This is a genomic window from Streptomyces sp. NPDC107454 (genome assembly GCF_055582885.1).
Genome location: NZ_JBVJPA010000006.1, coordinates 550,426 through 573,418, shown reverse-complemented (window position 1 = coordinate 573,418; position 22,993 = coordinate 550,426). Strand labels below are relative to the sequence as shown.

At 70.9% G+C, this 22,993-nt stretch carries 18 protein-coding genes; 5 read left to right on the top strand and 13 right to left on the bottom strand.

Annotated features, from left to right (window positions below; translation table 11 throughout):
- A partial coding sequence (locus ACZ69M_RS18275; protein ID WP_470050933.1) for an acyl-CoA carboxylase biotin carboxyl carrier protein subunit occupies positions 1-846 on the top strand: 846 nt, incomplete at its 5' end.
- 79 nt (positions 847-925) lie between these two features.
- Here ACZ69M_RS18275 and ACZ69M_RS18270 read toward each other — a convergent pair.
- The 3 genes from ACZ69M_RS18270 to ACZ69M_RS18260 all read right to left on the bottom strand — a co-directional run bounded on the left by ACZ69M_RS18270 (position 926) and on the right by ACZ69M_RS18260 (position 4,924).
- Positions 926-2,044, bottom strand: a complete 1,119-nt coding sequence (locus ACZ69M_RS18270; protein WP_470050931.1) for an AI-2E family transporter — start codon at positions 2,042-2,044, stop codon at positions 926-928.
- Between the two features lie 301 nt (positions 2,045-2,345).
- A complete protein-coding gene (locus tag ACZ69M_RS18265) occupies positions 2,346-3,308 on the bottom strand; it encodes a DeoR/GlpR family DNA-binding transcription regulator (RefSeq protein ID WP_355490446.1) in 963 nt (320 codons plus the stop codon).
- A gap of 167 nt (positions 3,309-3,475) precedes the next feature.
- Positions 3,476-4,924, bottom strand: a complete 1,449-nt coding sequence (locus ACZ69M_RS18260; RefSeq protein ID WP_352049168.1) for an NAD(P)H-quinone dehydrogenase — start codon at positions 4,922-4,924, stop codon at positions 3,476-3,478.
- Between the two features lie 143 nt (positions 4,925-5,067).
- Here ACZ69M_RS18260 and ACZ69M_RS18255 point away from each other — a divergent pair, with 143 nt between their 5' ends.
- The 4 genes from ACZ69M_RS18255 to ACZ69M_RS18240 all read left to right on the top strand — a co-directional run bounded on the left by ACZ69M_RS18255 (position 5,068) and on the right by ACZ69M_RS18240 (position 9,808).
- Entirely contained in the window at positions 5,068-5,505 is a 438-nt protein-coding gene (locus ACZ69M_RS18255; RefSeq protein WP_470050928.1) for a gamma-glutamylcyclotransferase family protein, read from the top strand.
- 163 nt (positions 5,506-5,668) lie between these two features.
- Positions 5,669-6,493, top strand: a complete 825-nt coding sequence (locus tag ACZ69M_RS18250; protein WP_060896436.1) for a purine-nucleoside phosphorylase — start codon at positions 5,669-5,671, stop codon at positions 6,491-6,493.
- A 261-nt stretch (positions 6,494-6,754) separates the two neighbouring features.
- Complete coding sequence (locus tag ACZ69M_RS18245) at positions 6,755-8,386, top strand: phospho-sugar mutase (protein WP_470050926.1); 1,632 nt, start codon at positions 6,755-6,757, stop codon at positions 8,384-8,386.
- A 183-nt stretch (positions 8,387-8,569) separates the two neighbouring features.
- A complete protein-coding gene (locus ACZ69M_RS18240; RefSeq protein ID WP_470050924.1) occupies positions 8,570-9,808 on the top strand; it encodes a hypothetical protein in 1,239 nt (412 codons plus the stop codon).
- A gap of 277 nt (positions 9,809-10,085) precedes the next feature.
- Here the strand turns inward: ACZ69M_RS18240 and ACZ69M_RS18235 are convergent, their stop codons facing one another.
- The 10 genes from ACZ69M_RS18235 to ACZ69M_RS18190 form a co-directional block, all read right to left on the bottom strand.
- On the bottom strand, positions 10,086-10,910 hold the full coding sequence (locus ACZ69M_RS18235) for a hypothetical protein (protein ID WP_470050922.1): 825 nt from the start codon (positions 10,908-10,910) through the stop codon (positions 10,086-10,088).
- Positions 10,911-10,940: 30 nt separating this feature from the next.
- A complete protein-coding gene (pstB, locus tag ACZ69M_RS18230) occupies positions 10,941-11,774 on the bottom strand; it encodes a phosphate ABC transporter ATP-binding protein PstB (protein WP_470050985.1) in 834 nt (277 codons plus the stop codon).
- 75 nt (positions 11,775-11,849) lie between these two features.
- A complete protein-coding gene (locus ACZ69M_RS18225; RefSeq protein ID WP_470050920.1) occupies positions 11,850-12,791 on the bottom strand; it encodes a sortase in 942 nt (313 codons plus the stop codon).
- Between the two features lie 88 nt (positions 12,792-12,879).
- A complete protein-coding gene (locus ACZ69M_RS18220) occupies positions 12,880-14,298 on the bottom strand; it encodes an Ig-like domain-containing protein (protein ID WP_470050918.1) in 1,419 nt (472 codons plus the stop codon).
- A 165-nt stretch (positions 14,299-14,463) separates the two neighbouring features.
- Positions 14,464-15,462, bottom strand: a complete 999-nt coding sequence (locus ACZ69M_RS18215; RefSeq protein ID WP_470050916.1) for a hypothetical protein — start codon at positions 15,460-15,462, stop codon at positions 14,464-14,466.
- Between the two features lie 170 nt (positions 15,463-15,632).
- Entirely contained in the window at positions 15,633-18,077 is a 2,445-nt protein-coding gene (locus ACZ69M_RS18210; protein WP_470050914.1) for a hypothetical protein, read from the bottom strand.
- The gene (gene pstS, locus ACZ69M_RS18205) at positions 18,074-19,807 is read right to left on the bottom strand and encodes a phosphate ABC transporter substrate-binding protein PstS (protein ID WP_470050912.1); all 1,734 of its coding nucleotides are present in this window, start codon (positions 19,805-19,807) and stop codon (positions 18,074-18,076) included. The genes ACZ69M_RS18210 and pstS overlap by 4 nt, the downstream gene beginning before the upstream one ends.
- The gene (pstA, locus tag ACZ69M_RS18200; RefSeq protein WP_470050910.1) at positions 19,804-21,120 is read right to left on the bottom strand and encodes a phosphate ABC transporter permease PstA; all 1,317 of its coding nucleotides are present in this window, start codon (positions 21,118-21,120) and stop codon (positions 19,804-19,806) included. The genes pstS and pstA overlap by 4 nt, the downstream gene beginning before the upstream one ends.
- Before the next feature lie 14 nt (positions 21,121-21,134).
- On the bottom strand, positions 21,135-22,139 hold the full coding sequence (pstC, locus tag ACZ69M_RS18195; RefSeq protein ID WP_470050908.1) for a phosphate ABC transporter permease subunit PstC: 1,005 nt from the start codon (positions 22,137-22,139) through the stop codon (positions 21,135-21,137).
- Between the two features lie 233 nt (positions 22,140-22,372).
- A complete protein-coding gene (locus ACZ69M_RS18190; RefSeq protein WP_352049157.1) occupies positions 22,373-22,654 on the bottom strand; it encodes a hypothetical protein in 282 nt (93 codons plus the stop codon).
- Positions 22,655-22,993 lie beyond the last annotated feature (339 nt).

The window sequence follows — 22,993 nt, the reverse complement described above, 5'->3', positions numbered from 1 at the left end:
GAGATGTTCCGCATCGCCGACGGCGAGGAACTCGGCTACGGCGACCCCGTCCTGCGCGGCCACTCCTTCGAGTTCCGCATCAACGGCGAAGACCCGGGACGCAACTTCCTGCCCGCCCCCGGCACGGTGACGCTGTTCGCCCCGCCGTCGGGTCCGGGCGTGCGTCTGGACGCGGGCGTCGAGTCCGGCAGTGTCATCGGCCCGGCCTGGGACTCCCTGCTCGCCAAACTGATCGTCACCGGCGCCACCCGTGAGCAGGCGCTCCAGCGCGCCGCCCGCGCCCTCGAGGAGTTCCAGGTCGAGGGCATGGCGACCGCCATCCCGTTCCACCGCGCGGTGGTCCAGGACCCGGCCTTCGCCCCCGAACTGACCGGCTCCGCCGACCCGTTCACGGTCCACACCCGCTGGATCGAGACCGAGTTCGCCAACGAGATCCCCGCCTTCACGGCTCCCGCGGACACGGAGACCGACGAGGAGCCGGGCCGCGAGACGGTGGTCGTCGAGGTCGGCGGCAAGCGCCTGGAGGTCTCGCTGCCCTCCTCGCTGGGCATGTCCCTGGCCCGCACCGGCCTCGCCGCCGGCGCCAAGCCCAAGCGCCGCGCGGCCAAGAAGTCCGGCCCGGTCGCCTCCGGCGACACGCTCGCCTCGCCGATGCAGGGCACGATCGTCAAGGTCGCGGTCGAGGAGGGCCAGGAGGTCAAGGAGGGCGACCTCGTCGTCGTCCTGGAGGCCATGAAGATGGAACAGCCCCTCAACGCCCACCGCTCCGGCACCATCAAGGGCCTGAGCGCGGAGGTCGGCGCGTCCATCACGTCCGGCGCCGCGATCTGTGAGATCAAGGACTGACGACCCGGTCGTACGACATCCGAAGCGCCCGCCGAACCGAGCAATCGGTCCGCCGGGCGCTTCGGCGTCGTCCGTCGCCTCAGCCGGGTGAGCGGCCGGGATGGGCCGGGTCGGGGTGGGTTCGGATCTCGCTGATCACGGACCAGGCGACCGACACCATCGGGACGGCGACGACCGCGCCGATCACACCGGCGAGGATGCCGCCCGAGATGACGGACAGGGCCACGACCACCGGGTGCAGCCGGACCGCCCAGCTCAGCACGAGCGGGTGCAGGACATGGCCCTCGATCTGACCGACGACCACGATCATGGCGAGCACCACGAGCGCGATGACCGGCCCCCGTGAGGCCAGCGCGACGACCGTGGCCACGGCCAGCGCGATGGGCGAGCCCACCAGCGGGATGAACGCGGCGAAGAACTCCAGCAGGGTCAGCGGCAGGGCCAGCGGCACACGCAGCGCGAACAGGGCGATCCCGACCAGTACGGCGTTGGTGGCGGCCACGATGATGATGCCGCGGGTGTACCCGGCGAACGTCCGCCACGCGGCCCGTCCCGCGCGACCCCAGGGATCCCTGGCGCTCTCGGGCAGCAGGCCCTGGAACCAGTACCAGAACCCGTCCCCGGAGTGGATGAAGAACAGCGAGCAGAACAGCGCGAGCACCGCTCCGGTCAGCACCTCCACCGCCCGACCGGCACCGCTGAGCACACTGCTGATCAGCGTGGAGCGGTGCTCCGAGAGGTACGTCCTCACCTTGCCCTGAAAGTTCGACAGCACGGTGTGGCGGACACGGAAGGGAGGACCCTCCAGCCACCGCTGGATCCGCCCGACGCCCCCGGCGAACTGCTGCCCCAACTGGTCCGACTCGCCCGCGACCAGGCTGCCGACCAGCGCCAGCAGCCCGAGCATCAGCACCAGACTGCCCACCACGCTCACCACGACGGCCAGGGACCGGGGCATGCGCCGCGCCAGCAGATCGGCCAGAGGACGCAGCACCGAGGTCACCACCAGCGCGAGGAACAGCGCCACGGCGACCAGTTGCAACCGGCCCAGGATCTTGAAGGCCACGTACACGACCAACCCGAGCACCAGCAGCCGCCATGCGTACGCCGCGGCCACCCGCAGCCCCTGGTTCACCGGCACGGCGTCGCGCTCCGCGGCACGGCGGATCACCGCCCCCGCCGTACGGGCACGTGCCACCGCCTTCACCCCGCGGGCGGACCCGTGAGCGGGCCGACTCCCCAGGACGACGTACCGCATCCGTCGCCGGTGCGAACGACGCGATCCGTCGTTCACCTGTGCGTCACCGCCTCCCGTCGCCGTGTCAGGGACAGGTTGCGGGTGGACGAGGAGCCGTCGCAAGCCGGGACGCATGCGGACAAACCGCACCCGTACGCCGTGAGCCAAGCCGCTTCCCCGAAGCGCGGCCGGGTGGACGGCCGGGTGGAGGGTGCCCGGCGTACGCCATACGGCCCATGGCGGGGCACGCCGGTCGAATCGGTCAGCGGCGGCGCAAATCCGCCACTCGCGCCCGCTCTCCCGGGGACTGCTCGCCCAGGACGGTAGCGCTGCGCAACTGCGGTCCCGCACCCGGCACCTGGCCGCGGCGCGGACCGGGGAGAGGCATGTCCCGGCGCGGCTGGCGCCCCGCCGGGACCGTATCCCCTCCCGCGGCGCCGCCCGACTGCCCGGCCACCGCGATCTGTACGCCCTGGTCCGCCAGGGCCTGCAGTTCGGTGACCGCGCGGTCGTCGTGCGCCGGCGGCTCGTCCGTGACCAGGCGGGTGATCAGATCGGTCGGTACCGTCTGGAACATCGTGTCGGTGCCGAGCTTGGTGTGGTCGGCGAGGACGACGACCTCCGCGGCGGCCTGCACCAGCGCGCGGTCGACGGACGCCGACAGCATGTTGGAGGTGGACAGCCCGCGCTCGGCGGTGAGCCCACTGCCGGAGAGGAAGGCCCGCGAGACCCGCAGCCCCTGGAGGGACTGCTCGGCGCCGCTGCCGACCAGGGCGTAGTTGGAACCGCGCAGGGTGCCGCCGGTCATCACGACCTCGACGCGGTTGGCATGGGCCAGCGCCTGCGCCACCAGCAGGGAGTTGGTGACGACGGTCAGCCCGGGCACCCGCGCGAGCCGGCGCGCCAGCTCCTGCGTCGTGGTGCCCGCGCCCACCACGATGGCCTCGCCCTCTTCGACGAGACCCGCGGCGAGATCGGCGATGGCCGTCTTCTCGGCGGTCGCGAGATGCGATTTCTGCGGAAAGCCGGACTCCCGCGTGAACCCGCCCGGCAATACCGCACCGCCATGCCGGCGGTCGAGGAGTCCTTCTGCCTCCAGTGCGCGCACGTCCCGCCGTACGGTCACTTCGGAGGTCTGGACGACGCGGGCGAGCTCACGGAGCGACACGGCCCCGTTCGCTCGCACCATTTCGAGGATCAATTGGCGACGTTCTGCAGCGAACACGAAACTGACAGTAACCCCAACGACCGTCTGCTTTCAGCAGTTTGCGCCGAATAACAGAAGTTGTTCGCATGGCAGTACGCGAAGTGGTATAAGCGCCTACTCGCGCCGCCTATGCCGTACGAATGGTCGACAACTCCCCGTGACCAGCGGGAAGTCGGGGTGGGACGTCAGCCTCCGTCGCCCGCCTTGCGGGTGTGCAACTGCCGTGCGACCTCGGCGATCGAGCCCGAAAGGGAGGGATACACGGTGAACGCGTTCGCGATCTGTTCGACCGTCAGATTGTTGTCGACCGCGATCGAGATGGGATGGATCAGTTCCGAGGCGCGCGGCGCGACGACCACGCCACCGACGATGATCCCGGTGCCGGGGCGGCAGAAGATCTTGACGAAGCCGTCCCGGATGCCCTGCATCTTGGCGCGCGGGTTGCGCAGCAGGGGCAGCTTGACGACCCGGGCGTCGATCTTGCCCGCGTCCACGTCGGCCTGCGAGTAGCCGACGGTGGCGATCTCGGGGTCGGTGAAGACGTTGGACGAGACGGTCTTCAGGTTCAGCGGAGCGACCGCGTCGCCCAGGAAGTGGTACATGGCGATACGTCCCTGCATCGCCGCGACGGAGGCGAGGGCGAAGACGCCCGTCACGTCACCGGCGGCGTACACACCCGGGGCGGTGGTCCTGGAGACCTTGTCGGTCCAGATGTGCCCGGAGTCCCTGACCCTGACCCCGGCCTCCTCCAGACCCATTCCGCTGCTGTTCGGGATGGCGCCGACGGCCATCAGACAGTGCGAGCCGCTGATGACCCGGCCGTCGGAGAGCGTGACCTCGACCCGGTCGCCGACCCGCTTGACGGACTCGGCACGGGAGCGGGCCATGACGTTCATGCCACGGCGCCGGAACACGTCCTCCAGCACGGCGGCGGCGTCCGGGTCCTCGCCCGGCAGCACGCGGTCGCGGCTGGAGACGAGCGTGACGCGCGACCCGAGCGCCTGGTAGGCACCGGCGAACTCGGCGCCGGTGACACCGGAACCGACGACGATGAGCTCCTCGGGGAGCTCGTCGAGGTCGTAGACCTGCGTCCAGTTCAGAATCCGCTCGCCGTCCGGCTGCGCGTCGGGCAGCTCACGCGGATGACCGCCGGTGGCGATCAGCACCGCGTCGGCGACGAGCGTCTCCTCGGTCCCGTCCGCGGCCCGTACGACGACCTTGCGCGAGCCGTCCAGGGACTGCATGCCCTCCAGTCGCCCACGCCCGCGCAGCACCCGCGCGCCGGCCCGCGTCACGGAGGCCGTGATGTCGTGCGACTGCGCGAGCGCCAGCCGCTTCACACGCCGGTTGACCTTCCCGAGGTCGACGCCGACGACCCGGGCCGCCTGCTCCGCGGGAGGGGTGTCGTCGGCGACGATGATCCCCAGCTCCTCGTACGACGAGTCGAAGGTGGTCATCACCTCGGCCGTCGCGATAAGGGTCTTCGACGGCACGCAGTCGGTGAGCACCGACGCCCCGCCCAGACCGTCGCAGTCGACGACGGTCACCTCCGCGCCGAGCTGGGCGGCAACCAGTGCCGCCTCATATCCGCCGGGTCCGCCACCGATGATCACGATCCGAGTCACGTACTCCATTGTCCCGCACGCTTCAAGATGCTTCCGCCCGGGGGCCGCGCCCGCCCGCATCCGAGCCCCTTCCGTTATGCGCTCATCCGTTATGCGCTGCTGCGTTCTGTTACGCAAGAGGCTCCTGTGTTCCCTGCCGTACCCTCGACCTCATGTCGCTCTACGCCGCGTACGCCGGCAATCTCGACCCGCGGCTCATGACGCGCCGCGCCCCGCACTCGCCGCTGCGCGCCACGGGCTGGCTGAACGGCTGGCGGCTGACGTTCGGGGGCGAGCACATGGGCTGGGAAGGCGCGCTGGCGACCCTCGTCGAGGCCCCTCGGTCGCAGGTCTTCGTGGCGCTGTACGAAATCGCCCCCCTGGACGAGGACTCCATGGACCGCTGGGAGGGCGTGGGCCTCGACATATATCGCCGGATGCGCGTACGGGTGCACACGCTGGAGGGCGAGGAACCCGCGTGGGTGTACGTACTGAACGGGTACGAGGGCGGACTCCCCTCCGCGCGCTACCTCGGTGAGATCGCCGACGCGGCGGAGTCGGCGGGCGCGCCCCACGACTACGTGATGGAACTGCGCAAGCGTCCCTGCTGAGGGGCCTTTCCGCGCCCCGGGCGACCCCGCCGACGACGCCTGTCGTGGGAAACGCCGGTCCACCCCGTTCCCACCCCTTCGTTGGAAACGACAAGACAACGATCGCAAGACCGTGACCTCTGTCATCTACGCGCGTAGGCCTGGACCAGCTACCCTCATGCGCGTGAACGCATCTCTTCTTCCGGACGACATCCAGGGCGACCCTCACGCCGCCGCCGACGCCGCCGCCACCCGCCTGCGGGAGCTCACGGGCGCCGAGACCCACGACGTCGCGCTCGTGATGGGCTCCGGCTGGGCTCCGGCCGTGGACGCCCTCGGCACCCCCGAGGCCGAGTTCCAGGTCACCGAGCTGCCCGGGTTCCCCCCGCCGGCGGTCGAGGGTCACGGCGGCAAGATCCGCTCGTACAAGGTCGGTGACAAGCGGGCCCTGGTCTTCCTCGGCCGCACCCACTACTACGAGGGCCGCGGGGTCGCCGCCGTCGCGCACGGCGTGCGTACCGCCGTCGCCGCGGGCTGCAAGACCATCGTGCTCACCAACGGCTGCGGTGGTCTGCGCGCGGACATGCGCCCCGGCCAGCCGGTGCTGATCAGCGACCACATCAACCTGACGGCGACGTCCCCGATCGTCGGGGCGAACTTCGTCGACCTCACCGACCTGTACTCGCCGCGGCTGCGCGCCCTCTGCAAGGAGGTCGACCCCACCCTGGAGGAGGGCGTCTACGCGCAGTTCACCGGGCCGCACTACGAGACGCCGGCCGAGATCCGGATGGCCCGTGTCCTCGGCGCGGACCTCGTCGGCATGTCGACGGTTCTCGAAGCGATCGCCGCGCGTGAGGCCGGTGCGGAGGTTCTCGGCATCTCCCTCGTCACCAACCTCGCCGCCGGTATGACGGGCGAGCCCCTCAACCACGAGGAGGTCCTCCAGGCCGGCCGCGACTCCGCGACCCGCATGGGCGCCCTCCTCACCCAGGTCCTGGACCGTCTGTAGGGGTCCCCACCCTCGACCTGGGGTGCGATGGTCGACCGCGGGGCCGCGGGGGCCGGTCGCGCAGTTCCCCGCGCCCCTAAAAGCCTCCAGCTCGTCCGGCGTACGAGGCCGAGGCCGTCAGGCCCCTGGGCGCCGGGGCGCGGCCCCGTGCCTCAGGGACGCGGGGAACCGCGCGACCAGCCCCCACCCGCCCGCGGTCGACCATCGCACCCCTGGCCGGGTACACAGCAAGGGCAGCACAAACAGAGAGGTTCACCCGACGTGCAGGACGAACTCATCGCACGGGCCGAGGCGTGGCTCGCCGAGGACCCCGACCCGGACACCCGCGAGGAGCTCGCCGAGCTCATCGCCGCCAAGGACGTCCCCGAGCTCACCGCACGCTTCAGCGGCACCCTCCAGTTCGGCACCGCCGGCCTGCGGGGCGAACTCGGCGCGGGCCCGATGCGCATGAACCGCGCGGTGGTCATCCGTGCCGCCGCCGGCCTGGCCGCGTACCTCAAGAAGCAGGGCGAGACGGACGGCCTCGTCGTCATCGGCTACGACGCCCGCCACAAGTCCGCCGACTTCGCCCGCGACACCGCCGCGGTGATGACGGGCGCGGGCCTGCGCGCCGCCGTCCTGCCCCGCCCCCTGCCCACGCCCGTCCTGGCGTACGCCATACGGCATCTCGGCGCCGCGGCCGGCGTGGAGGTCACCGCCAGCCACAACCCGCCCCGCGACAACGGCTACAAGGTCTACCTGGGCGACGGTTCGCAGATCGTCCCCCCGGCGGACGCCGAGATCGCCGCCGAGATCGCCGCCGTCGGCAGCCTCGCCGACGTCCCCCGCCCCGACTCCGGCTGGGAGACCCTCGACGAGGGCGTCCTGAACGCCTACCTGGCCCGTACGGACGCCGTCCTCGCCCAGGACTCCCCCCGCACCGCCCGCACCGTCTACACGGCGATGCACGGTGTCGGCAAGGACGTCCTGCTCGCCGCCTTCGCCCGGGCCGGCTTCCCGGAGCCCGTGCTCGTCGCCGAGCAGGCGGAAGCGGACCCCGACTTTCCCACCGTCGCCTTCCCCAACCCGGAAGAGCCCGGCGCGATGGACCTGGCCTTCGCGAAGGCCCGCGAGACCGGCCCCGACCTGATCATCGCCAACGACCCGGACGCGGACCGCTGCGCGGTGGCCGTCAGGGACGGTGCCGACTGGCGCATGCTGCGCGGCGACGAGGTCGGCGCGCTGCTCGCCCAGCACCTGGTGAACCGCGGCGCGCGCGGCACCTTCGCGGAGTCGATCGTCTCCTCCTCCCTCCTCGGCCGGATCGCCGGGAAGGCGGGCCTCCCCTACGAGGAGACCCTCACCGGCTTCAAGTGGATCGCCCGGGTGGAGGGCCTGCGCTACGGCTACGAGGAGGCGCTCGGGTACTGCGTCGACCCGGACGGCGTACGCGACAAGGACGGCATCACAGCGGCCCTGCTCATCACGGAGCTCGCCTCCGAGCTGAAGGAAGCGGGCCGCAACCTCCTCGACCTCCTCGACGACATCGCCGTGGCGCACGGTCTGCACGCCACCGACCAGCTCTCGGTCCGCGTGGAGGACCTGTCGGTCATCGCGAACGCGATGGGCCGGCTGCGCGAGCAGCCCCCGACGGAGCTGGCGGGCCTGTCCATCACCAGGTCCGAGGACCTGACGAAGGGCACGGACACGCTTCCGCCGACCGACGGGCTGCGCTACACGCTGGACGGCGCCCGCGTCATCGTCCGCCCGAGCGGCACCGAGCCGAAGCTGAAGTGCTACCTCGAGGTCGTGGTCCCGGTCGGCTCGCACACCGAGCTGCCCACCGCCCACGCGAAGGCCGCCGAGCTGCTCGCGGGGATCAAGCGGGACCTGTCGGCGGCGGCCGGCATCTGATCCCGCGCCTCGGATCCCGCATGATCCCGCATCTCGGATCCGGGGCTCCGCGAGGGCCCAAGTCCAGGGCCGAGCCACGTACGGGTGATTTACGCCCGGCAGTTGACGCAGCGCTCCGGTGCGCCACCATCCGACCGAGGAACGGTTGGCGGTAGCGCACCGCCGAGCCCCAGGAGCTGCCGCGTGTCCTCGACCGCTTCCCGGCCGACATCCTCCCCACCCCGGAACGCTCCCGGCGAACTCCCCGCGCCCGCGAACACGGACGCGAGTACGGGCACGGGTGCGGGGACGAGCAGCAGCACAGGCATCCTGTGCTCCCTCCGCACCCAGCTGCGCCGGGCGGCCCCCGCCCTGCTCGCCTACGGGGCCGTACGCCTCGTAAGTCTGCTGCTCCTCACCCTGTGGGCGCACCATCAACACCACGGCGTGTGGCCCGTCCTGGCCACGCAGTGGGACGCGGACTGGTACCTGGGCATCGCCCAGCACGGCTACACCCATCATCTGGGCACCCGGTACGACGCGAACAACCTCGCGTTCTTCCCGCTGTACCCGTTCCTGGTCAAGGCGGCCGCGGTCCTGACCCCGGGTACGCGCGCCACGACGGGCCTGGCGATCTCGATCGTCGCCTCCTTCCTCGCCGCGTGGGGGGTCTTCGCCGTCGGCCACCATCTCCACGGCCGGCGCGTGGCCCTGCTGCTGACGTTCCTGTGGGCGGCTCTCCCGGTCGGCCTGGTCCAGTGGATGGGTTACACGGAGTCCCTCTTCACGGCGTTCGCCGCCTGGTCGCTGTACGCGGTGCTCACCGGCCGCTGGCTCTGGGCGGGCACCCTGGCGTCGTTGTCGGGCCTGACCCGCCCGACGGGCATCGCGGCGGCGGCCGCGGTCACCGTCACGGCCCTGCTCTCCCTGCGGCACCGCTTCTCGCCCCGCGTCCTCGCGGCCGCGGCCCTCGCCCCGGCGGGCTGGTTCGCCTACGTCGGCTGGGTGGGCGTGCGCCTGGGCCGATGGGACGGCTACTTCGCCGTGCAGCGGCTGTGGCACAACGACTGGGACGGCGGCGCGGAGACCCTGCGCCGTGTGCGGGAGGTCCTCACGCAGGACTCCAGGCCGGAGCTGTTCCTGGTGATGGTGACGCTCACGCTGATCGTGTCCGTGGTCCTCCACGCCCTGGGCGCCCTGGACCGGCAGCCGCTCCCGCTGCTGGTCTTCACCGGCGTCCTGCTGCTGATCGTGCTGGGCAGCGGCGGCGTCTACTTCCCCCGTGCCCGCTTCCTCCTGCCGGGCTTCCCGCTCCTGCTCCCGCTGGCCCTCCATCTGTCCCGCGCCTCACCCCGCTTCCGGGCCCTCGCCGTGACCACGGCGCTGCTGGGTTCGGCGTACTGGAGCGCGTACATGGCGCTGGTGTGGCCGAGCGCGCCCTGAGCGGGCGTCTGCACGGCACCGCCCCTGGATTCGGTCGTCTCTCGATTCACGGGGAGTTGGGCTGTCGCATGCTCCTCGGCTGCCTGCTCCGTCCCCGCGCGTCTCACGCTGGAGGGAAGCGCGGATGTGCTCCTCACCCCCCCTTGGACGCATCCGCCCGCCAGGTGTCCCGCGCCCCCATCACTGCGATTGGCGGGATGCCGCGCATGGGCCGGACACGGGGTTCAGCCCGCCCCTCAGGCAACTGAACCCCGTGTCGGGCTCCGGTCGCGCCGCCTCACACGCGCATGAGGTAGCTGAATCCCGTGTTCGGGCCGACGCAGGACTGGAGCGTGAGGTCGCCCCAGTACAGGCCCTGGGACGGGGTGCCGCGGCCGGGGCTGACGTAGTGGGCGTACACGCGGTACTCGAACGTGCCGCGTGGCGTCGTGGCCGTGACGACGGTGCCCACGGGCAGCTTGGCGAACCGCTCGAAGCCGCAGTAGTCGTGGCCGACGACGACGGCGGTACGCAGCGCGTAGCCGTCCTCCGTCCCCAGGTCGGGCCCCGTCCACTGGACGGCGTCGCGGCACGCGTCCACCGCCTCCTGCCCACCGCGTACCACCCGGGCCGACCAGGAGCCGATGCGCAGGGTGGTCGAACCGTCCTGGCCACGCCGACCGAACGTCTCGGCACCGGCACCGGCCCTGGCCGACGGCTTCGGTGACGGCTTCGCGGGCGTGGTGCCGGGGCGCGGCGAGTGGGACGTGGGTGGTGTGCGCGACAGGTCCGGGAGCTTCGTCGTCGGTGACACGGTGGGCGCGCTGGGGGACGGCGAGGCCTGCGGAGCGGGGTCGCGGGGCGGTGGGGTGGGAGTGGGTCCGGGCGTGCCGGGGCGGGCCGCTGTCGCGAGCGGGGTGGGCCCGGCCGGGTCCGGGGCAGTCCGCTCGGCGGACGGAACGGACGCGGGTGGGTCCGCCAACGTCTTCTCGGGCGCTCCGGGGACGGCGCAGCCGGCGAGAGCGACGGAGGCGACGAAGGCGACAGCGGCCAGGAAGGCCGCGGTACGGGCCGCCGCGCGGCGGGATCGTCCCTCGCTCGTCGCCCGGAGGGTGTCTGGCATCCGACGCCTCCGTTGGTGTGGTCGGTCGTCCTATCCGAAGCGTCCGTTCACGTAGTCCGTCGTACGCGGGTCCTGCGGGTTGTTGAACATCGCGTCCGTGGTGCCGTGTTCGACGATGGCGCCGGGGGTGCCCTGCTCGGCGAGGAAGAACGCGCACTGGTCGGAGACCCGGGCGGCCTGCTGCATGTTGTGGGTGACGATCACGATGGTGACCTCTTCGGACAGCTCGTGGATCGTCTCCTCGATGCGCCGCGTCGAGGTCGGGTCCAGCGCCGAGCACGGCTCGTCCATGAGCAGGACCCGCGGCCGTACGGCCAGGGAACGCGCGATGCACAGACGCTGCTGCTGGCCGCCGGAGAGCGCGCCGCCGGGCTGCCTGAGCCGGTCCCGGACCTCTTTCCACAGGCCCGCCTTCGTCAGGCACTCCTCGACGAGCCAGTCCTTGTTCTCCCGGCCGGCCTTGATGCCGCCGAGTTTCAGACCTGCGGTGACGTTGTCGTAGATGGACATCGCCGGGAAGGGGTTCGGCTTCTGGAAGACCATGCCGATCTGGCGGCGGGCGTGGGTGATGCGGCGGCCGCGGTCGTAGATGTCCTCGCCGTCCAGCAGCACCCGGCCCGCGAGGGAGGCGGAGCCGATCAGTTCGTGCATGCGGTTGAGGATCCGCAGGAACGTGGACTTGCCGCAGCCGGACGGGCCGATGAGCGCGGTGACCTTGCGGGCGGGCATGGTGAGCGACACGTGCTCCAGGACCTTGTGGTCGCCGAACCAGGCCGAGATGGAGTCGGCCTCCAGGGTCGCCGGGTTGCTCTCGCCGGGGCCGGCGCCGGAGACGGCGGGCCTGCTCGCCTCGGTGCTCCGCATCTTCACCGTCGGGTCGAGGATCTCGTCGACGAGCGTCGGGTTCGTGTCGGACATGATGGTGGAACTCCTCGTCGGTCAGAGCAGGTTGGGCAGCAGGCGGGTGGCGGCGCCGGAGACGGCGAGGCCGAGGGCGGTCAGCACGGGCACGCAGACGATCCAGGTCTGCCAGCGGCCCCACACGCGATACGCGGCCATGGTGAGCAGGGCCGCGCCGAGCAGCCCCTGCGACCAGAGGAAGACCGGGAGCCAGGCGGCGTTCTCCGTGCCCAGGGCCTGCTCGGACTCGCCGATCCAGCCGAACGTCAGCGGGCGGGGCGGGGCGGGCTGTACGGCACTGGCCAGGGTCGCGTCGACGCGGAGGGTGCCGGAGGGGGTGTAGGGCGCGCCGTCGGCGGTGATGAGCGTGAGCCGGCCCTGGCCCTCCTTGAGCGTGGGCGGCAGCGGGTCGCCCTTGCGGCGGATGGAGGAGACCTTGTAGGTGGCGGTGCCCTGACCGGTCGTCAGCCGGATCTCGGAGCCGAGGGGCAGTTGGTGCACGTCGTTGAAGGGGCTGCCGTACCCCCACTGCCGGCCCATGATCACGCTGGTGCCGGCCTGTCCCGGCAGCGGGGTGTCCCGGCGGTGGCCGGGGCCGGACATCAGTACCCCGGAGGTGGTGCCCTCCCCCACGACCTCTTTCAGACCCAGCGCCGGGATGCGCAGCAGGGCGACGGGCGCGCCGGGCTCCAGCATCTTGCCGTCGTACCCCCGCTGGCCCACCGGTGCGGTTCCGAGGGCGAGTTGACGGCGGAACTCGTCGTACGCGGTCTGCTGGTCACGCGCGTGCTGGAGGTGGCCGACGATGGTGAGGTTGGCGGCGAAGCCGAGCAGCAGCGCGGCGAGCACGCACAGCGCGGCCCCGGCGAAGGCGAAGCCGGGGCGCTCGGCCCGCGGCGGCCCCGCGGCGGGCCTGGGCTCGGGTGCGGGCGCCGGCACCGGCGGCGCGCCGGCCGGCGGGGGCGGGGACAACACGGTCACGGGGAGCACTCCTGTGCAGAGGTGTGTGGTGGAGATACGAAGGCGCGGGCGGCGGGGTGGGGGCCCCGCCGCCCGTGCTCCCGAGCCGCTACGAGCGGGGGTCGCCGAACTTCAGCAGCCCCTCGCGGCGGCCGTACCGCACGGCGAGAACGCCGGCCGTGACGAGGATGACGGCTCCGAGTCCGGAGAACAGCGCGATCTGGCTGCCGGTGGAGGCGAGGCCCCCGGTGGGCGAGGTCCCGCCGGAGGTGGAGGCGCCGCCGGTGCCGCTGCCGCCGGAGGTGGTGGTGCCGGACGTGGTGCCGGACGAGTCGCCCGAAGAGCCGTCGGTCGGTTCACTGCTGGAACCGTCCGTGGGCTCGTCGGAGGGATTGTCCGTCGAGGAGCCGGTCGGGCTCGGCGACGGGGACTCGGAGGACGGCTCGGGGACGGTGAAGTCCACTGCGGGCACCGGGTTCTTGCCGCCCGTGCAGTCCGGGCTGTAGTCCCAGTTGCTCGCGCCTGCCACGGCGTCGTCCGGCACCTTCAGAGTGGGCCAGGTCACCGTTCCGCTCGCGTCGGCCGTGGCGGCGGGGAAGGTGGCGTCGTTGTGGAACATGGTCATCGAGTACGTCGCGCTCGGCTGGCAGCCGCGGATGAGGACCTTCACGGTCTGGCCGCGCTGCAACTCGGGGTTGTAGGCCAGCAGCTTCCCCGCGGCGTCGCGCATCTCGTACCTCGGCAGCTGCACGGTCACCTCGGAGGGCGCCGATTCCGAGGCTCCCCACTCGGCGGAGTTCCCCGGAGTGAAGCGGGCCGTGATGCTGTGGCTCCCCTCGGCCAGCGTCGACGTCTTGAACTCGGCCTTGCCGCCTGCGACCGTGGCCTGGCCCAGCGTGGTCGCGCCCTCCAGGAAGGTGACGGTGCCGGCCGCCGCCGCGGGCGACACCGCCGCGGTGAGCGTGGTCTCCTCGCTGGGCGCGACCACCGCAGGGGCGGCGGTCAGGGCGACCTGGGTGGCCTCCGCGCCTTCGCCGACCACCCAGTTGTCGCCGGTGACGGTGATCTTCTGGGTCCAGTACGGGTCGCCCGGCACGATCGAGTCGGGCGGAACGGCCCAGTCGTAGTTGTCCACGCAGCGCAGGCGCAACTCGTAGGTGCCGTCGCCCGTGATGGCGTTCGACAGGCTGCTGACCACCATCCCCGGGTTGTCCGCCGCGACCAGCGAGACCGCCGAGGTCGCCGCGGTGTAGGGGGCCTTGCTGGTGATCCCGTTGAGCGCCTTCACCTCGGTGCCGTCGGCCTTGACGACGTACAGGGCGAGGACGCTGTTCCAGTTGAGGTCTTCGATGGTGGCGGCGGGACACGCGCCGGGGATCGCGATCGAACCGGCGATGGGCTGCGGGTCACTCAGCTTGCCGCCGGTGGGCGTCATGGTGAACTCGCCGACGGACGCCGCCCGGGCAGGCTGGGACTGGGACATGGCCAGGGCCACGAGGCCCAGGGCGAGTAAGGCACAGGCGGCCACGATCGCGGCCGCTCTTCGGAATGGTTGTGGCACTGTCACGGCGATGCCCCCCGGGGGACGGTTGACGGATGACGTTGACGGACGACGTTGACGGACGACAGCGCGTGGGGCCGGGCACCTGGAGGGTGCCCGGCCGTCACGCGAGGATCAGCAGACGATCACGGATCAGCGCTCGCCCTTGAGGGACGCGGTGGTGCTGTCGCCGCAGTTGGACGCGGCGCCGAAGCCGTAGGTCGCGATCGTGGAGGTGGCGGTGCAGACCTTGGAGCCCGTACCGACGAAGGTCTGCGCGATGACGGAGTCGGAGAGGTTGGCGGTCGGGACGACGTTGTAGACGTCACGGAGGAAGCCGGGGTCGAAGGCCGTGTTCAGCGCGATCGCGGAGCCCGTGCCCGTGGTGGGGGCCAGGCTGTTGATGCTGCGCAGACGCGACTCACCGCGACGGTTCGGGACGTCGGAGAGGCCCTTGCCCTGGGCGATCCACTGGGCGATCGAGTACGGCATGAGCTGGTTGCCGTTGGCGATCGCCTCGCCGTTGTGCTCCTGGATGGTGCCGTTGACGCAGGAGCCGACCTGCGCCTCGGTGATGCCGATGGCCGACAGCCAGAAGGTCCGGGTACCGGAGCCGGACTGCGGCAGCAGCGGCTGCGCGTTCGGGAACTCGGTGGAGTTGCACTGGTAGATCGCGGCCAACTGCGCCTTCGTCAGGTTCGTCGGCAGCGTGCTGCCCAGGTCGGTGGCGTAGGTCACACCGTCCTTGGCGTACGGGATCCACGTGAGGTCCGTGGTGGTGGTGTCCACCGGGCCACGCGAGGAGCGGGCGAAGTCGATGCAGTGGGTGCCGGCGGTGATGTCGGCGTTCAGCGCGTTGATACCGGCCGAGGAACCGTCCGGGCGGGCGACGGTGTCACAGCCGGTCGCCTTGGTCTTCACGGTGGCGGTGCCGGTGGCGTTCCACGACGCGACGATCTTGCCGCCCGCGTTCGTGACGGCGTCGCCGATGCCGTTCATGACGTACTGCGTGGTGTCCGAACCGACACCAGCCAGCTGACGGTAGTCAGTGACCGGGCTCGGGTCCGCCGAAGCGGGGGAGGCCAGGATGCCGAGACCGAGAGCCGCGACACCGAAAGCAGCGCCGACCTTGGCGCGAGACTTGACGTTCACTTCTGAACCCCTTGTTTTCTGGATTTCGAAGGCTGGCCGTTCAAGCAAAATCCGGATCTTTTTCCTGCCGGCCCGTCGGTCGGCCACCGCAAACAATTCCAGGATTTCCGCGCGGTGACCAACCAATTCCCCGTGAGAGAAAGGTTACGGGCAGGCTTCCTAGGTGTCTCCTAGGGAGTCCGACGCTGCGCGAAATGCAGCATTATCGGACCCGAAAGTCCTGCCGCTCCACCCAGGAACAGGACGACGAGAAGAATCCAGCGAATAACTCCCAGGATCTCTCCGGGGGTAAATCCCGCCTTGGCTTCCGCGACATTCTGCTGCGGCCCCGAGGAGGGTGGCGCGGAGCTGTTCACGGCTGCGGCGGAGTCCGAGGCCGAGGGGGTGGCACCGCCCCCCGCGCCGCCCGCGGACGCTCCGCCGGTCCCCCCGCCGGAGGAGGTTCCTCCGGTGCCGGCTCCGGATCCGAGCCCTCCCGAGGCACCCTGGTTCGACTCGTCGGACGGGGGGCTGGTCACGGCCTCGCCGCGCTCCAGGGCGTCGGCGGCGGTCCGGGCCTGCAGACGCTGCTGGGCAGGCAACGGCGCGTAGCCGAAGGGCAGCTGGCCCGCCGACACGCCGGGCGTCTGGCCCGATCCCGCGACGTACCTGATGAACTGGGCATACGCCTTGCGGGCCTTCGCGTCCTGGTTCAGCGAGGCCGCGGCGTAGGCGACCGCCGTCAGCGGATACGCCTGCCCCTTGGCGCGCGCCGGGTCGGGCTTGAGCACCGAGGCGTCCGCGGACGAGGGCCGCATGGTCGCGACGTCGGCCGCGAGTGTGGCGGCCGAGGGCTTCACGAAGTTGCCGTCCGCGTTGCGCAGGGCCGCGGTCGTCAACCCGTAACGCTCCGCCGACGCGGCGTCGACGATCGCCATCACGGCACGCTGGCCCGACATGGGCGCGTCGTTGATGAGCTTGGCCGGCGACTGGGCGGTGTCCCCCGACTGCCACTGGATGGTGCGGGTGTTGTTGCCCCGGCGGGTTCGTACGGCCCCGTCGTGCAGGTCGGCCGTGTACGGGTCCAGGTCGGTGATCGCGTAGCTGAGAGGGGGTGTCCCGTTGCCGAGGGCCGGCGTCGTCGTCGGGTCCACCTTGGGGTAGTCGGTCAGCGTGGTGTTCTCCGCCAGCTTCAGGTCCTGGAAATAGCGATTCACCCGCATCCCCCACCGGTCCTTCGTCCCGGAGAGGAAGCCCCGGGCGTCCGTGTCCGACTGGAGCCAGTTCCAGACGATCCGCGTCATGTCGGAGGACTGCAGCGGGACCATGAGGCTCCTCAGCTGGTGATTGCTCAGCTGGGGGAATCCTGGATTCAATTCCCTGAATTCCGGATCCTCGACGAGAGAAGCACTGTTCCCTTTCAGATAATCAGGGGTGGCGCCCAGCGTCACGTCTTCCACATAGGAGTGAGTGAGCATCTTCGCGACGAGCCGCGGGTTCAGTTTCATTCCCTGTACCACGCCGGACGGACCTTCTATGAAGAAGGCGATCGCGAGTCCGGACACCGCCACCGGCGCGTGCACGACCTTGGCTCCGTCTGCCGGCTGGGCGACCGGGTCGACGGTGAAGCCCAGCAGGGGCGCGTCGGCCGATGTGCTCAGGACCTGGCCCCTGGCCTCCTCCTCGCCGCCCTGCGTGAAGGCGAACGTGCTCCCCGTGGACGAGCACAGCTTCGGCTGCCAGGAAGTGACGGCGTCCGTCATCAGTTCGGAGCCGACCGTGGGCAGCTCCGGCTGGCCCTCCGGACAGAACGCGTCGACCGGCTGGAAGTCCAGCCGGACGACCATCCGCTGAGCCCAGTTCGTCGCGGACAGCGGCGAGCTCTGCAGTGAGTTGCCCGACTGGTTCGGTTTGGTGATCTCGGTGCCGTCCGCGTCGTGCGTGCCGCGCGGGACGACGACCAGCCAGCAGTGCCGCGGAACGGGGTCACTCGCGGCGGGCGCCGTGTTCATGCCGCAGCCCAGGTGGGACGCCTGGATGCCGTCCTGCGCCTCGAAGGTCACCTCGCCCGTGCCGTCGGCATAGGTTCTGGCGAACCGCTGCTCGTTGGTGTCCAGCGGACCGAAGTAGGTGAAGTCGTGGGAGGACTTGGTGGGGGGCAGGTCACCGACCGGGCGGAACGGGACGAAGCCACCGGGGTACTGGGTCTCCCCCGGATCGGTGCCGACCAGCCGGCCGTTTCCGGCCCCGAGTATCGAGCCGTCGCCGCCGAAGACGCACTGATCACGGTCGGGCCCGGCCGGATCATCGCCCCAGCACTGCATGATCTGCAGGAAGTTGACGGCGGCGTTCTGCCCGTCGATCGTCGGCGCCCCGCCTTGCCAGGTGACCCGCACGCCCTGCGACCGCAGGTTCTTCGTCTGGTGGACGGTCACCTTCAGCTTGGAGAAGTCGTCGTACTTGCCCTGCTTCCCCGTCACCGTGACCGCGGAGTCCTCCCCCGTGCCGTCCGCCGCGGCGGCGGACGGGGTGGCGGACGGCAGCGGGAGCAGGGCCAGGATCAGCGCGGCCAGCAGCGCGCTCACGGCGGCGACGACACGCCGCCGGGACCGGGGCACGGCGGTGATGGCGGTCATGCCACACCCCCCTTGCGGCGGGCGCGGCTGGACATCATGCGCCCGATCAGGGGTGGCCCGACGACCACGCCGATCAGGAGCACGGCCGACAGTGCCATCAGCGCGGTGCGCAGACCGAGGGCGTCGCCGACGCCGAGGGAGACCGGACTGGCGGCGACCGAGGTGTCGCCGGTGCCTCCGTTGCCGTTGAGCACCTGGCCGGTGTCGGGGTCGACGACGCTGCCTCCCGTCGTCCCGCCCGTACCGCCGGTGCTGCCCGCCGTACCGCTGCCGCCGGTGGTGGTACCGGCCGTTCCCGTCGCGCCCGAGCCGCCCGTCGAACCGGAACCGCCGGACGTGCCCGAGCCGCCGGACGTGCCGGAGCCGCCCGAGCCCGAACTGCCGCCGGACGTACCGGAGCCGCTCGGCGAGGTGTTCTGCTTGGCGCCGCCGGTGCCGGTGGCGCACTGGTCCGAACCCTGCTTGTCGCACGCCGCGGGATACGGGGCGTTCTGGGCCAGGAGGTTCTTCCCGCTGCTGGAGAACGTCGGGTTGTTGCAGTTCTTGATGTTGATGCTGTCCGTCACGGCGCCGGGGATCTTGCGCACCTGCTCCATGGCCGCCTGCACGAGGTTGATCGGCAGCGGCGAGTAGCCGAGCCGGTCGGCCAGTTGCTGGCCCTCACAGAGGAAGTAGTTGTCGAACGCGCTCAGCGTGGCGCCCTTGGCCTTGGTGAACCCCATCTCCTCCTTGGTCGGGACGATCATGTAGCTGTAGCTGGACAGCGGGTAGGTGCGCCGGTCGCCGTACGTGTAGACCCCGTCCAGGTTCTGGGTGAGGTAGTTCGCGGACCGCGAGTCGTTGTTGATCTGCGCCTGGGTCAGGGCGACGGCCACACTGGAGGCGGTCGGCTCGACGTAGTACCCGGACTTGTTGAGGACCTTGACGACCGGGAAGCCCGCGTTCCTGGCGTAGGAGTACTCGACGTAGGTGATGGCGCCCTCGGCCTGGGGCTGCTTGGTGTAGCCCGCGACGCCGAGCGAGCCGGACTGGGCGACGAAGCCCGAGCCCGGGATGTTCGGGAAGTACGAGGTCAGACCACAGGGCGTGGGCTTGCCCGCCCGACGGCAGTAGTCGTCCCACAGGCTGCCGTACTGCTTGGACATCCACAGGGTGAACTGCGCGGTGGTGCCGGAGCCGTCGGAGCGGATGACCGGGACGATACGGCGGGCGGGGAGGGCCAGCTTGGGGTTGTCGGCCTTGATCTCCGGCGCGTTCCACATCGTGAGCTTGCCGGTGAAGATCTTGCTGAGGACCTCACCGGACAGCCGCAGGTTGGTGACCCGGTTGCCGCCGATCCTCAGGTTGTACATGAACGACGTACCGCCGGCCACGATCGGCATGTAGGCGTACTTGCGCTGCGGCGGAGTGTCGGTCGTGCCGAACTCCTTGAGGCCGTAGGGGATCTCGGACACACCGAAGTCGGATGTGCCGTTCGCGAACTGGGTACGTCCCACCGACGAGCCCACCGACGCGTAGTTCACGGTCATGCCCTGCTGGCGTACGTTGCGTCGCCACTGCTCGATGGCGTTGGCGCTCCATGTCGAGCCGGAGCCACTGATCTTCACGTAGGTGACCGCGAAGGCACCTGGCGGATGTACGGCCATGAGCGCGCAGACCAGTGCGACGACCAGCGCCAGCGCCTGGTACACGCGCACGCTGCGCGGACGACGGACGGGTGCGGATATCACGGGGTGCTCCTCGTCGATGCGGGACTGGTCGAGGCGGGGCCGGCCGACGGCCGGCCGGCGGTTGCGTACACGTCGAAGCGCTGCGCGTCACGGCGGGACGCCCTGACCCGGCGGTGTTCCTGGCGGCGGGTCAGCTTGCCCGGCCCACGGCCACCGACGACGCGGGCCGCGACGAACAGGACGAGCACCAGCACCAGAAGCACCGCCGCGGTGCCGAAGCCGCGGGCGATGTAGGCGGGCTCGGGGGACTCGACGAGCTTGAAGGCCGCCAGCGGCAGCGACACCATCGGGTCGTGGAGCGGGTTGGTGTTGAGCTCCTGGGTGAAACCGGCGGTCAGCAGGACCGGCGAGGTCTCGCCCACACCGCGCGCGGTGCCCAGGATGACCGCCGTGGTCAGCCCGGACCGCGAGGTGGGGAGCACCACGTGCCAGACCGTGCGCCACCGTGAGGTGCCGAGCGCGTAGGACGCCTCGCGCAGCGTGCCGGGGACCAGTCGGATCACCACGTCCGCCGCGCGGATGATGATCGGCAGCATCATCACGGAGATCGCGAGCCCGGCGGCGAGGCCGGACTGGCCGAAACCGAGGCTCAGGATGAAGGTCGCGTAGATGAACAGGCCCGCCACGATGGATGGCAACGCTGTCATCGCTTCGACGATGGTGCGGACGAACCGGCTGAAGGCGCCCGGGACCTCGTTGAGGAAGACCGCGCACACCAGCCCGGTCGGTATGCAGATGACCAGGGCGATGGAGATCTGCCACAGCGTGCCGACGATGGCGTGCGCGATGCCGCCGACGCTGAGGGGCTCCAGCGGACCCGCGTCGGCCATCGACTCGGTGTAGAAGTTCAGGTGCGGCAGCGCCTCGCGCCCCTCGTAGAGGGTGTAGACGACCACGAAGGCCAGCACGGTCAGCATCACCAGGCCGAGGCTCTGGACGATCGCGGCGGCCACCCGGTCACGGACCGCGGGACCGTCCTCGTCGAAGGAGACCAGCAGCGCGTACAGGCCGATGAAGAGCGCGTAGGCGATGACGACGAAGCCCAGGGCGCCGTTGAAGGGCAGCAGCCGGTCGAAGATCAGCCAGGTGAGGGCGAGGGACGCGGCACCGGCGCCGACCATGGCGTACACGTCGGTGGCGCGCAGCGTGGAGAGGTTCCGGCGCGAGTCTCCGCGCGTTGAACTCCCGCCTGGCCGGCGTCCGGGCAGGTGCGTGGCCAGGGCCGGGGACGGCGCTTTCGGCGCCCCCGCGGGGCTCGGATCGGCCCCCTGCCCCTGGTCGCCGGGCGGGCTCTGTGGAGCGGTGACGGTCATCGGGCTCGGTCTCCTCAGGAGTCGCTCGTCGCGCCGGAACGGCTGCGGGCGACGATCGACGAAGCGGCGAAGTTGACCACGAGGGTCATCAGGAAGAGCGCGAGGCCTGCGGCCATCAGCGCCGACATGCCCATGGGGCTCGCCTCGCCGTAGCGCAGGGCGATCAGGGACGAGACCGAGCTGGTGCCGTTCTGCAGGATGTGCGGCTGGATCACGAACACCGGCGAGATGATCAGGTACACGGCGATGGTCTCGCCGAGTGCCCGGCCCAGGCCCAGCATGGTGCCGCCGATCATGCCGCCCTTGCCGAAGGGCAGGACGACGCTGCGGATCATGCCCCAGCGGTTGGCGCCGAGCGCGTACGCGCCCTCCCGCTCGCCGACCGGAGCCTGCGAGAAGACCTCCCGCACCACCGAGCAGATGATCGGCGCGACCATCAGGGACACGACCATGCCCGCGATGAAGGTGGACGAGGTGTAGACCGTCGCGGTGGCGAGGGGGTCCTTCGGATCGGCGCCGTCGACCTTGAAGAGGGGGATCCAGCCGAAGTAGGTCGAGATCCAGCGGGACACCGTGACCACGTGCCCCTGGAAGAAGAACAGGCCCCACAGGCCGTAGACGACCGACGGCACGGCCGCCATCAGGTCCACGACGCTGATGAGGGTCTGGCGGATCCGCGGCGGCGCGTACTCGGAGATGTAGAGCGCGGTGCCGAGTGCCAGCGGTACGGCGAACACGATGGCGACCATGGCGATCAGCACCGTTCCGACGAGCACGGCCGCGATGCCGAAGTGCCCGCCTTCGGGCTCCCACGCCTCGGTGGTGACGAAGTCCCACTTCGCGACCGACAGCGCCTGCCAGGCCCGGTACGTCAGGAAGCCGCCGACCAGGAGCATGATCGCGAGGACCAGCCCGCCGCCGCCGCGCAGGACGCCCCTGAACACGCGGTCGGGCAGCCCCCGATCGGGGTGCAGGCGTCTCGGCGGGTCGTCCGCCGGGGCCACAGCTCGCTCAAACATTCGCGTTGTCACATGGGACGACACTCCTGACGCGTGATGGACGCACGCACACACGAACGTGAACGAGACGCCCCCGAGGGGCAACTTCCGATGTTGACGTGAACGCGGCGACAGAAGAACGCGTGAGGGGCCGGGGTGCGCTCTTGTGGCGCACCCCGGCCCCTCACCTTCATGGTCGAGCCGTCAGCCCCGTCCGCTCGCTCGGGGTCGTCCCGTCGCTCGGCGTCGTCCCCTCACTCGGCGTCGTCCCACGGAATCACCCCACCCGACCCGAGCTCGGCCAGAAGAGCCCGGAAACGTTCATAGGCGGCCTGGCACGTCGAGTGCCGCTCGTAGGCACGCGAGGACACGGCCACGGCACCGCCGGTGCCGTCACGCAGCCGCCAGACCCATCCACTGCCTTCCGCGGTGTGATGCACCGCGCCGGGTAATTTCCCGATGTCGGCACACAAGCGCTCGAACGCGGCGCGGCACTCGCCGTAGTTCCGGTACGTCCTCGCGGCCACGGCGATCACCCGCCCGTTCGTGGCAGTGAGCCGCCACGAGTAAGTGCCATCTGCACCTATATCTATTTGGCAGCGCGTGCCCGGTACGGCCGCGCCCCCCATTCTTGCCGCCATCCATCCCCACTCCTGTATCCCCATATCAGGAAGCCGCATGAGTCGACGCGGATTCGTCGGTCATGCGGCACACGCAGATTAGTGAGACTAAAGAGAAACTTGATCCACACGTGAAACACATTTCACGCGAAGGTTGCCCCTCGTTCATACAGTTGACCAACAGGCCACCTCAAGAGTGGGCGAACTCCCCGACGCGCCGGCGGGGTGCCGCCCCCGGGACGCCCGCCCTCCCGG

Excerpts from the sequence above, each read along its gene's own strand:
- ACZ69M_RS18260 (WP_352049168.1), bottom strand. The coding sequence starts at position 4,924 with ATGGAGTACGTGACTCGGATCGTGATCATCGGTGGCGGACCCGGCGGA.
- ACZ69M_RS18255 (WP_470050928.1), top strand. The coding sequence starts at position 5,068 with ATGTCGCTCTACGCCGCGTACGCCGGCAATCTCGACCCGCGGCTCATG.
- ACZ69M_RS18235 (WP_470050922.1), bottom strand. The coding sequence starts at position 10,910 with ATGCCAGACACCCTCCGGGCGACGAGCGAGGGACGATCCCGCCGCGCG.
- pstB (WP_470050985.1), bottom strand. The coding sequence starts at position 11,774 with ATGCGGAGCACCGAGGCGAGCAGGCCCGCCGTCTCCGGCGCCGGCCCC.
- ACZ69M_RS18210 (WP_470050914.1), bottom strand. The coding sequence starts at position 18,077 with ATGACCGCCATCACCGCCGTGCCCCGGTCCCGGCGGCGTGTCGTCGCC.
- pstA (WP_470050910.1), bottom strand. The coding sequence starts at position 21,120 with ATGACCGTCACCGCTCCACAGAGCCCGCCCGGCGACCAGGGGCAGGGG.
- pstC (WP_470050908.1), bottom strand. The coding sequence starts at position 22,139 with ATGTTTGAGCGAGCTGTGGCCCCGGCGGACGACCCGCCGAGACGCCTG.